Source organism: Archangium violaceum Cb vi76 (genome assembly GCF_000733295.1).
GTDB lineage: Bacteria > Myxococcota > Myxococcia > Myxococcales > Myxococcaceae > Archangium > Archangium violaceum.
This window is the reverse complement of sequence record NZ_JPMI01000321.1, coordinates 25,770-37,757: the sequence shown is the minus strand read 5'-3', so window position 1 is coordinate 37,757 and position 11,988 is coordinate 25,770. Positions and strand designations below refer to the sequence as shown.

Here is an 11,988-nt window from a genome sequence, read left to right as displayed (position 1 = left end):
AGCGCTCGGCCGTCAGGTCCGGCCGCAGCAGGTAGCCTCGCGCCAGTCCATCACCCGCGAGGTACAGCTCGCCCGGGACACCGGGCGGCACCAGTCGCATGTGGCGGTCCAGCACGTACGCCCGGGTGTTCTCCAGCGGCCGGCCAATCGCCGGACTGCGGCCCTCGTCGCGAGGCACCTGCTCGGAGGTGGAGTACGTGGTGTCCTCCGAGGGCCCGTAGAGATTGAGGACCCGCTCCACGTGGCCCAGCGCGTAGAGCGCGTCGACGGTGCGCCGGGGCAGTGCCTCGCCCGCCAGGTTGACGGTCCGCACCGAACGCGGCAGTCCGCCCATCCGCACCAGCTCCGCCATGGCGGAGGGCACGGTGTTGACCAGCGTCACCTCGTCGCGGCGCGAGAAGGACGGCAGGTGCAGGGCGTTGGGGACGAGGAGCACCCGGCCACCGCAGGACAGCGGTACGAAGAGCTCGAAGATGGAGAGATCGAAGCACACGGAGGTGGCGGCGAGCACTCCGCTCAGCTCGCTGGGTGCGAACACCTTCAGCGCCCAGGTGATGAAGAGCGCGGCGCTGCGGTGCGTGATGGCCACGCCCTTGGGACGGCCCGTCGAGCCCGAGGTGTAGATGAGGTAGGCGAGGTTCTCCGCGTCGCAGGAGGTGGGCAGCGGCTCGTCGGACTGCGCCGCCAGCACCGCCTCCAGGTCCTCCAGCACGAGCGTCTGGGGACGCACCTGGGGAAGCGCCGGGAGCACGCCGCGCTCGGTGATGACGAGCGCCGCGCTCGAGTCCTCCAGCAGGTAGCCGAGCCGCTCGGACGGGTAGTCCGGATCCAACGGCGCGTAGGTGCCCCCGGCCTCGAGGACCGCGAGCAGCGCGACGGGCAGCTCCACCGTGCGCCGCAGGCACACGCCCACCCGGACCTCCGGGCCCACGCCCAACGTGCGCAGGTGGCGGGCGAGCCGGTTGGCACGCCGCATCAGCTCGTCATAGGTGAGCGTGCGCGTGTCGTCCGCCACCGCCAGCGCGTCCGGGGTCCGCCGGGCCTGGGCCTCCAGGCGGGAGTGCAGCAGCGCGCCATCCCTCGGCAGCTCCCCGGGCGGGTTCCACGTCTCCAGCAGCAGCTTCTCCTCGTCGCGGCCGAGCAGCGGCAGGTCGCGCAGCGCGGTGTCGGGACGGGCGCAGAGCACGTCCAGGAGCGTCTCGAAGTGGCGCATCATCCGCGCCGCCGTGGCCTCGTCGAAGAGGCCGGTGTTGTAGTTGAGGCTGCCGCCGAAGCCGTCCGGGCCCTCGCCGAGCGCGAGCGAGAGCTCGAACTTGGCGGTGGCGTCCTCATGCTCCACGGGGCGCAGGGTGAGGCCCGGGAGCTGGAACTCGCCGCCAGGCGTGTTCTGCAGGATGAACATCACCTGGAAGAGCGGGCCGCGGCTGAGGTCGCGCGTGGGCTGGAGCACTTCCACCAGCTTCTCGAACGGGACGTCCTGGTGCTCGTAGGCGGCCAGGGTGCTGGTGCGCACCCGGGCGAGCAGCTCGCGGAAGGAGGTTCCTTCGGACAGGTGCGAGCGCAGCACGAGCGTGTTGACGAAGAAGCCGATGAGGCCCTCCGTCTCGGCGCGGGTGCGGCCGGCGATGGGCGAGCCCACGCTGATGTCGTCCTGGCCCGAGTAGCGGGACAGGAGCACCTGGAAGGCGGCCAGCAGTGCCATGAAGGGCGTGGCGCCTTCGCGCTGGCACAGGGCCTTGAGCGTCTCGGAGGCCTTCCGGGACACCTTCACCGGGAGGTTGGCGCCCCGGTACGACAGCACCGCGGGACGAGGCCTGTCGGTGGGCAGCTCCAGCGCCGCGGGGGCACCGGAGAGCTGCTGCTTCCAGAAGTCCACCTGCTGCTGGAGGACGGAGCCGCTCAGCCATTCACGCTGCCAGACGGCGTAGTCGGCGTACTGCACCGGGAGCGCGGGCAGCCGCGACGGCTGGCCCGTGGCGAAGGCCTCGTAGAACGCGGCCACCTCGCGCGCCAGGATCGCGTTGGACCAGCCATCGGAGACGATGTGGTGCAGCGCCAGGAGCAGGACATGTTCGGTGTCGCTCGAGCGCAGCAGCGAGGCGCGGAAGAGCGGACCGTGCGCCAGGTCGAAGGGCCTACGGGCCTCTTCCTCCGCGAGCCGGAGGACCTCGGCCTCACGCTGGGACTCGGGCAGTGAGCCCAGATCCACCGTGTGCAGCTTCGAGAGCGGAGTCTCGGAGATGACCTGGACGGGGCCGTCCTGGCCCGGCTGGAAGGTGGTGCGCAGCGCCTCATGGCGCAGCACGAGTGCCTCGAGTGCCTGGGCCAGCGCGCTGGCGGACAGCCTCCCGGAGAGCCGGAGCGCGAAGGGCATGTTGTAGACGGTGCTACCGGGCTCGAGCTGCGCGAGGAACCACAGCCGCTGCTGGGCGAAGGACAGCGGCAGCGGGCCTCCGCGAGCCGCGGGCTTCAGCGCGGGAGCCTGAGTGCGGCTGGCGGCCTGGACGCGCTCGGCGAGGCCGGCGACGGTGGGAGCCTCGAAGAGGACGCGCAGGGGCAGCTCCACGCCGAGCGAGGCACGGATGCGGCTGATGACCTGGGTCGCCAGCAGCGAGTGGCCACCGAGCGAGAAGAAGTCCTCCTCGGCACCCACGGACTCCACGCGCAGCACCTCGGCCCAGATGGTGGCCAGGGCGCGTTCGATCTCCGTGTCCGGAGCGCGCGACGCCTTGCGCGAGAGCGCCGAGGCCTCGGGAGGCGGCAGCGCCTTGCGCTCGACCTTGCCATTGGGATTGAGGGGCAGGGCCTCCAGGTGGACGAAGGCCGAGGGCACCATGTACTCGGGCAGTCGCTGCTGGAGGAAGGCGCGCAGGACGGAGGCATCGGGCGAGTCGCCGGTGACGTAGGCCACCAGCCGCCTGTCGCCCGGGACGTCCTCGCGCACGAGGGCCACGGCCTGGCGCACGGAGGCATGCTGGAGGAGGGCGGACTCCACTTCACCCAGCTCGATGCGGAAGCCGCGCAGCTTCACCTGGGAGTCGAGGCGGCCGAGGAACTCGAGCGTGCCGTCGGGCAGCCAGCGCACCTTGTCGCCAGTGCGGTAGAGGCGGGCTCCCGGCGTGGTGCTGAAGGGGTGGGTGATGAAGCGCTCGGAGGTGAGCTCCGGACGGCCGAGGTAGCCGAGCGCCAGGCCCTCACCGCCGATGAGCAGCTCGCCCGGGACGCCCACGGGCACGGGCTGCAGCGAGGCATCCACCACGTAGGCCTGGGTGTTGGAGATGGGGCGGCCGATGGGCAGAGCGGAGACGGAGTGAGAGGGGCACACCCAGGCGGTGCAGTCGATGCACGCCTCGGTGGGGCCGTACTGGTGGACGAGCCGCGCGTTGAGCTTGGAGAGGAAGAGCGCGTGGAGCTCGTGGGTGAGGGGCTCGCCGCCGCAGAAGACGAAGCGCAGGGACTGGCAGCGCGCGACGTCCGGCGTTTGCAGGAAGGTGGACAGAGGCGCGGGGCCGAAGTGCAGGTGGGTGATTCCGTGGCGCAGCACCAGTTGCAACAGGTACTCGGGGTCCCTCTGGCCGCCGGGACGAGCGAGCACGAGCCGAGCGCCTGAGAGCAGAGGAGCGAACATCTCCCAGACGGAGATGTCGAAGCTGAAGGAGGCCTTCTGGAGGAAGGCGTCCTGGGGAGTCATGGGGAACTCGCGCTGGCGCCAGAGCAGGTGGTTGACGGCGGCGCGGTGGGCCACCTGGACACCCTTGGGACGGCCCGTGGAGCCCGAGGTGTAGATGACGTAGGCGGGGCTGGAGGACTCGGGCTCGGGCAGGACGGTGTCCTGCGGCACGGGCGGCAGTGCGTGCAGGGCGTCGAGCGAGTCCAAGGTGAGGACCTGCGCCCGGGTGGAGGGCAGGGCCTGGAGCAGGGCGGAGCGGGTGAGGAGCAGCGTCGCGCCGCTGTCCTCGAGCATGAAGGAGAGGCGCTCGGAGGGGTACTCGGGGTCCATCGGGACCCAGGCGGCGCCGGACTGGAGGATGGAGAGGAGGGAGACGAGCATCTCCGGGGAGCGCTCGAGGCAGAGGGCGACGAGAGAGCCTGGGCCGACGCCGAGAGAACGCAGGTGCAGGGCGAGGCGAGAGGAGGCCTCGGAGAGCTGGCGGTAGGTGAGGGAGCCGGACTCGGAGACGAGGGCGATGGCCTCGGGGGTGCGCTGCGCCTGGGCCAGGAAGAGCGAGTGGAGCGTGGCCTCGCGGGGGAAGTCAGCGCGCGTGTCGTTCCACTGCACGAGCACCTGCTGGCGTTCCTCGGGAGTGAGGAGGGGCAGGTCGTGCAGGGCGGTATCGGGACGGGCGGCGATGGCCTCCAGGAGCATCTGGAAGTGACGCATCATCCGCGCCGCGGTCTGAGCGTCGAACAGGTCCGTGTTGTAGGTGAGCGTGCCGCCGAAGCCATCCGGGCCCTCGTTGAGGGCGAGAGAGAGCTCGAACTTGGCCGTGGTGCCCTCGTGCTCGACGGGGCGCAGGGTGAGGCCAGGGAGCTGGGCTTCTCCCGTCGGGACGTTCTGCAGAGCGAACATCACCTGGAAGAGAGGAGAACGGCTCAAGTCGCGAGGAGGACGGAGTTCCTCGACGAGCTTCTCGAAGGGGATGTCCTGGTGGGCGAAGGCGCCGAGAGTGGTCTCTCGCACCTGGTGCAACAGCTCGCGGAAGGAGGAGACCGCCGAGAGGCGAGAACGCAGGACGAGGGTGTTGACGAAGAAGCCGATGAGGCCTTCGAGCTCGGCGTGGCGGCGGCCGGCGATGGGAGAGCCAACGGAGATGTCGTCCTGACCCGAGTAACGGGAGAGGAGGAGCTGGAAGGAAGCCAACAGGGCCATGAAGGGGGTGACCCCTTCACGCTGGCAGAAGGCCTTGAGGGACTCGGAGAGAGCCTTGGGGAGGCGGACCTCCATGAATGCGCCGCGGTGGCTCAGGACGGAGGGGCGAGGCCTGTCGGTGGGCAGCTCGAGAGCGGCGGGAGCACCGGAGAGCTGCTGACGCCAGAAAGAAAGCTGCTGCTCGAGCGCGGCGCCCTGCAACCACTGACGCTGCCAGACGGCGTAGTCAGCGTATTGCAGCGGCAGCTCGGGCAGAGGCGAGGGCTGGCCCGAGGAGAAGGCCTGGTAGAGGGCCGCCATCTCGCGGATGAAGATGCCCATGGACCACCCGTCGGAGACGATGTGGTGCATGGAGATGGCGAGGATGTGCAGTTGCTCCTCGAGCTTGAAGAGCGAGGCGTGCAGGAGCGGGCCATGGGCCAGATCAAAGGGCCGCATGACGGAGTGGAAGGCCAGGCGGCGGGCTTCCTCCTGACGCTCCGCGGGAGGCAGGGAGGAGAGATCCACGAGCGGTAGAGGCAGAGAAGCCGTGGGAGCGATGAGCTGGACGGGCTGACCGGACTCGGAACCGAAGGTGGTGCGCAGGGCGTGGTGACGGCGGACCAGCTCAGTGAAGGCGTGCTGGAGAGCGGCCTCGTCCAGAGCGCCCTCCAGGCGCAGGACGAAGGGAATGTTGTAGGTGGAGGAGCCCGGCTGGAGCTGGTCGAGGAACCACAGGCGCTGCTGAGCGAAGGAGAGGGGCAGCGGGCCTGAAGTGTCCGCGGGCTCGAGCGGAGGAGCCTGGAGCGAGGCGCCGGACTGAAGGGCCGAGCCCAGGTGAGCCGCGAGGGCCCCGATGGAGGGCGCCTCGAAGAGGGCACGCAGAGGCAGCTCCACCTGGAAGGTGGAGCGGATGCGAGAGACGACTTGAGTGGCGAGCAGGGAGTGGCCACCCAGCTCGAAGAAGTTGTCGTGGATGCCCACCTGCTTCACGCCCAGTACCTGTGCCCAGATGTCGGCCAGGCGCTGCTCCAGCTCGTTGCGAGGCGCGACATAGGCCGCCGCTGACAGCGAGGACTCAGGAGCGGGAAGCGCCTTGGTGTCCACCTTGCCGTTGGGAGTCAGGGGCAGGGCGTCGAGGGGCACGAAGGCGGAGGGCACCATGTACTCGGGCAAGGTGCCCTTGAGGAAGGCGCTCAGATCCGCGGTGTTGAGCTCGGGGGACGAGCTACCCTCACCCCGTCCCTCTCCCGGAGGGCGAGGGGAAGTGGGCACGACGTAGGCCACGAGACGCCTGTCACCCGAGTCCTGGCGCACCACGACGATGGCCTGGCGCACGGACGGGTGGGAGCGCAGAGCGGACTCCACTTCGCCCAGCTCGATGCGGAAGCCGCGCAGCTTCACCTGGGAGTCGAGGCGGCCGAGGAACTCGAGCGTGCCGTCGGCCAGCCAACGCACCTTGTCACCGGTGCGGTAGAGGCGGGCGCCCGGAGAAGAGGAGAAGGAGTGGGGGATGAACTTCTCGGCGGTGAGCTCGGGGCGGCCGAAGTAGCCACGCGCCAGACCGTCGCCGCCCAGGTACAGCTCGCCGGGGACGCCAGGAGGTACGGGGTGCAGGTGCTCGTCGAGGACGAAGGCCGTGGTGTTGGAGATGGCGCGGCCGATGGGGATGGAAGAGGCGTGAGGCGCGACGGACTGGAGGAGGTACCAGGTGGCGAAGGTGGTGGACTCCGTGGGGCCGTAGACGTTGAGGAGACGAGAGGGAGGGTCGGCCTCGAGGACACGGCGGATGGAGAGAGCGTCAGAGGCCTCACCGCCGAAGAGGAGGTTGCGCAGGGAGGAGAAGGAAGAAGGCGCCAGAGAGGCGACCTGGTTGAAGAGGGCCGTGGTGAGGAAGAGGGTGGAAACGGAGTGGGCGCGGAGGGTGGCGCCGAGCTCGAGAGGCGAGAGGAGTTGCTCGCGAGAGAGGATGACGAGGCGAGCACCGGAGAGGAGGGCGCCCCAGACTTCGAAGGTAGCGGCGTCGAAGGCTGTGTTGGAGGCGTGAGCGACGCAGTCCTCGGGAGAGAAGCGGACGTAGTCCGAGGAGAGGACGAGGCGCAGGACGCCGAGGTGGGGAACGGCGACACCCTTGGGACGTCCCGTGGAGCCCGAGGTGTAGATGAGGTAGGCGAGGTTGTCGGAGCCAGAGCCTGAAGGCGGGGCGTGGCGAGGCTGCTGGGAGAGTGCCGAGGACTCGGAGTCCAACAGGAGTAGGCGAGCCGGGTGAGAAGGCAGCCGGGCCTGGAGGGACTGGAGGGTGATGAGGACCCGAGCGGAGGAGTCCTCGAGCATGAAGGCCAAGCGCTCGGAGGGATAGGAGGTGTCGAGAGGCAGGTAGACACCGCCAGCCTTGAGGGTGGCGAGCATGGCGACCACCATGTCGGTGGAGCGCTCGAGCAACAGACCCACCATGGTCTCGGTACCGACACCCAGGGAGCGCAGGTGCCAGGCGAGTTGGTTGGCGCGCTCGTCCAGCTCACGGTAGGTGAGGGACTGCTGGCCCTCCTGGACGGCGATGGCGTCGGGAGTGAGACGGGCCTGGGCCTCGAAGTGGCCGTGGATGGAACTGTGGCGCGGGTAGTCGGTGCGCGTCTGGTTCCACTCCACCAACACCTGCTGGCGCTCGGTGCCGGTCAACAGCGACAGGGAAGAGAGAGGAGCCTCGGGGCGCGAGATGAGTGCTTCGAGCAACACGCCCAGGTGGCTCGCCATGCGGCTGACGGTGTCGTGCTCGAAGAGGTCGGAGCAGTACTCCAGAGCGCCGGAGAAGCCCTCGGGGCTGTCGAAGAGGGAGAGGGTGAGGTCGAACTTGGAGGAGACCTCGTTCGGCATCAACGGGCGCAGGGAGAGACCCGGCAGCTCGATGGCCGAGTGCGGCGCGTTCTGCAGGGCGAACATCACCTGGAAGAGAGGAGAACGGCTCAGGTCGCGAGGAGGACGGAGTTCCTCGACGAGCTTCTCGAAGGGGATGTCCTGGTGAGCGAAGGCACCGAGGGTGGTCTCGCGCACCTGGTGCAGCAGCTCACGGAAGGAAGTGACACCGGAGAGGCGGGCACGCAGGACGAGGGTGTTGACGAAGAAGCCGATGAGGCCCTCGAGCTCCGAGTGGCGGCGGCCAGCGATGGGAGAGCCGACGGAGATGTCGTCCTGACCCGAGTAGCGCGAGAGCAACACCTGGAAGGAGGCCAGCAGGGCCATGAAGGGGGTGACCCCCTCACGCTGGCAGAAGGCCTTGAGGGACTCGGAGAGCGCCTTGGGGAGGTGGACCTCGAGGATGGCACCACGCTGGCTCTGGACGGAGGGCCGGGGCTTGTCGGTGGGCAGCTCGAGGGCAGCGGGAGCACCGGAGAGCTGCTGACGCCAGAAGGAGAGCTGCTGCTCGAGGGCCGCACCCTGCAACCACTGACGCTGCCAGACGGCGTAGTCAGCGTACTGCAGAGGCAGCTCGAGCAGGGGTGAGGGCTGTCCGGAGGAGAAGGCCTGGTAGAGGGCCGCTACCTCACGGACGAGGATACCCATGGACCACCCGTCGGAGACGATGTGGTGCATGGAGAGGGCGAGGACGTGCAGCCGCTCCTCGAGCTTGAAGAGCGAGGCATGCAGGAGCGGGCCGTGGGTCAGATCAAAGGGCCGCAGGGCGACTCGAGAGGCCTGACGGTGGGCCTCGTCCTGGCGCTCGGAAGGCGGCAGGGACGAGAGGTCCACGAGGGACAGGGGCAAGGACGCCGTGGGCGCGATGCGCTGGACGGGCTGGCCGGACTCGGAGCCGAACGTGGTGCGCAGGGCGTGGTGACGACGGATCAGCTCGGCGAAAGCACGCTGGAGAGCGGCCTCGTCCAAAGCGCCTTCCAGGCGCAGGACGTAAGGCATGTTGTAGGCGGAGGAGCCGGGCTGGAGCTGGTCGAGGAACCACAGGCGCTGCTGAGCGAAGGAGAGGGGCAGCGGGCCTGAGGTGTCCGCGGGCTCGAGCGGAGGAGCCTGGAGCGAGGCACCGGACTGAAGGGCTGCGCCCAGGTGTGCGGAGAGGGCTCCGATGGTGGGAGCCTCGAAGAGGGCACGCAGGGGCAGCTCCACCTGGAAGGCGGAGCGGATGCGGGAGACGACCTGGGTGGCGAGCAGGGAGTGGCCACCCAGCTCGAAGAAGTGGTCGTGGATGCCGACACGCTCGAGGTGGAGAACCTGGGCCCAGATGTCGGCCAGGCGCTGCTCCAGCTCGTCACGGGGAGCGACGTAGGCCGCCGACGACGGAAGCGAGGAAGCCTCGGGAGCGGGAAGCGCCCGGGTGTCCACCTTGCCGTTGGGAGTCAGGGGCAGGGCCGAGAGGGAGACGAAGGCGGAGGGCACCATGTACTCAGGCAGGGATCGCTTGAGGAAGGTGTGCAGGTCCGCGGTGTCGAGCTCGGAGGACGAGGAAGTGGGTACGACGTAGGCGACGAGGCGCTTGTCGCCGGAGTCCTGGCGAAGCACCACGACTGCCTGGCGCACGGAGGAGTGGGTGCGCAGGGCGGACTCCACTTCGCCCAGCTCGATGCGGAAGCCGCGCAGCTTCACCTGGGAGTCGAGGCGGCCGAGGAACTCGAGCGTGCCGTCGGGCAGCCAGCGAACCTTGTCGCCGGTGCGGTAGAGGCGGGCTCCCGGCGTGGTGCTGAAGGGGTTGGTGATGAAGCGCTCGGAGGTGAGCTCCGGACGGCCGAGGTAGCCGAGAGCCAGGCCCTCACCACCGATGAGCAGCTCGCCCGGGACGCCCACGGGCACGGGCTGCAGCGAGGCGTCCACCACATAGGCCAGGGTGTTGGAGATGGGGCGGCCGATGGGCAGAGCGGAGACGGAGTGCGAGGGGCACACCCAGGCGGTGCAGTCGATGCACGCCTCGGTGGGGCCGTACTGGTGGACGAGCCGCGCGTTGAGCTTGGAGAGGAAGAGCGCGTGGAGCTCGTGAGTGAGGGGCTCGCCGCCGCAGAAGACGAAGCGCAGGGACTGGCAGCGCGCGACGTCCGGCGTTTGCAGGAAGGTGGACAGCGGGGCGGGGCCGAAGTGCAGGTGGGTGATTCCGTGGCGCAGCACCAGTTGCACCAGGTACTCGGGGTCCCTCTGGCCGCCGGGACGAGCGAGCACGAGCCGAGCGCCTGAGAGCAGAGGAGCGAACATCTCCCAGACGGAGATGTCGAAGCTGAAGGAGGCCTTCTGGAGGAAGGCGTCCTGGGGAGTCATGGGGAACTCGCGCTGGCGCCAGAGCAGGTGGTTGACGGCGGAGCGGTGGGCCACCTGGACGCCCTTGGGACGGCCCGTGGAGCCCGAGGTGTAGATGACGTAGGCGGGGCTGGAGGCCTCGGGCTCGGGCAGGACGGTGTCCTGGGGCACGGGAGGCAGTGCGTGCAGGGCGTCGAGCGAGTCCAAGGTGAGGACCTGAGCCCGGGTGGAGGGCAGGGCCTGGAGCAGGGTGCTACGAGTGAGGAGCAGCCTGGCGCCGCTGTCCTCGAGCATGAAGGCCAGGCGCTCGGAGGGGTACTCGGGGTCCATCGGGACCCAGGCGGCGCCGGACTGGAGGATGGAGAGGAGGGAGACGAGCAGCTCCGGGGAGCGCTCGAGGCAGAGGGCGACGAGGGCGCCTGGGCCAACGCCGAGAGAACGCAGGTGCAGGGCAAGGCGAGTGGAGGCCTCGGAGAGCTGGCGGTAGGTGAGGGAGCCGGACTCGGAGACGAGGGCGATGGCCTCGGGAGTGCGCTGCGCCTGGGCCAGGAAGAGCGAGTGGAGCGTGGCCTCGCGGGGGAAGTCAGCGTGCGTGTCGTTCCATTCCACGAGCACCTGCTGGCGCTCCTCGGGGGAGAGGAGGGGCAGGTCATGCAGGGCGGTGTCGGGACGGGCGGAGATGGCCTCCAGGAGCACCTGGAAGTGACGCATCATCCGCGCCGCGGTCTGAGCGTCGAACAGGTCCGTGTTGTAGGTGAGCGTGCCGCCGAAGCCATCCGGGCCCTCGCCGAGGGCGAGAGAGAGCTCGAACTTGGCCGTGGTGCCCTCGTGCTCGATGGGGCGCAGGGTGAGGCCAGGGAGCTGGGCTTCTCCCGTCGGGAGATTCAGCAGCGAGAACATCACCTGGAAGAGAGGAGTGCGGCTCAGGTCGCGAGGAGGACGGAGTTCCTCGACGAGCTTCTCGAAGGGGATGTCCTGGTGGGCGAAGGCGCCAAGGGTGGTTTCACGCACCTGCTGGAGCAACTCGCGGAAGGTGGTGACACCCGAGAGGCGAGACCGCAGGACGAGGGTGTTGACGAAGAAGCCGATGAGGCCCTCGAGCTCTGCGTGACGGCGGCCGGCGATGGGAGAGCCGACGGAGATGTCGTCCTGGCCGGAGTAGCGGGAGAGGAGGAGCTGGAAGGAGGCCAACAGGGTGATGAAGGGAGTGACACCTTCACGCTGGCAGAAGGCCTTGAGGGACTCGGAGAGCGCCTTGGGGAGATGGACTTCGAGGAAGGCGCCGCGGTGGCTCAGGACGGAGGGACGAGGCCTGTCGGTGGGCAGCTCGAGAGCGGCGGGAGCACCGGAGAGCTGCTGACGCCAGAAGGAGAGCTGCTGCTCGAGGGCGGCGCCTTGCAGCCACTGACGCTGCCAGACGGCGTAGTCAGCGTACTGCAGAGGCAGCTCGGGCAGAGGCGAGGGCTGGCCCGAGGAGAAGGCCTGGTAGAGGGCCGCCATCTCGCGCACGAGAATGCCCATGGACCACCCGTCGGAGACGATGTGGTGCATGGAGATGGCGAGGATGTGCAGCCGCTCCTCGAGCTTGAAGAGCGAGGCATGCAGGAGCGGGCCATGGGCCAGATCAAAGGGCCGCATGACGGAGTGGAAGGCCAGACGCTGGGCTTCCTCCTGACGCTCCACGGGAGGCAAGGAGGAGAGGTCCACGCGGGACAGAGGCAGGGACGCCGTGGGAGCGATGAGCTGGACGGGTTGACCGGACTCGGAGCCGAAGGTGGTGCGCAGGGCGTGGTGACGGCGGACCAGCTCGGTGAAGGCGTTCTGCAGAGCGGCCTCGTCCAGAGCGCCCTCGAGGCGCAGGACGTAGGGCATGTTGTAGGTGGAGGAGCCCGGCTGGAGCTGGTCGA

1 protein-coding gene (cut by a window edge) is annotated in these 11,988 nt (G+C 69.3%); it reads right to left on the bottom strand.

Translation table 11 applies throughout. The annotated features are described in order from the left end of the window. Window positions 1–11,988: part of a hybrid non-ribosomal peptide synthetase/type I polyketide synthase coding region (locus Q664_RS43295; protein ID WP_043410518.1), annotated on the bottom strand (this coding region is incomplete at both ends). 25,769 nt of the annotated region lie beyond the right edge of the window; the window shows 11,988 of its 37,757 annotated nt.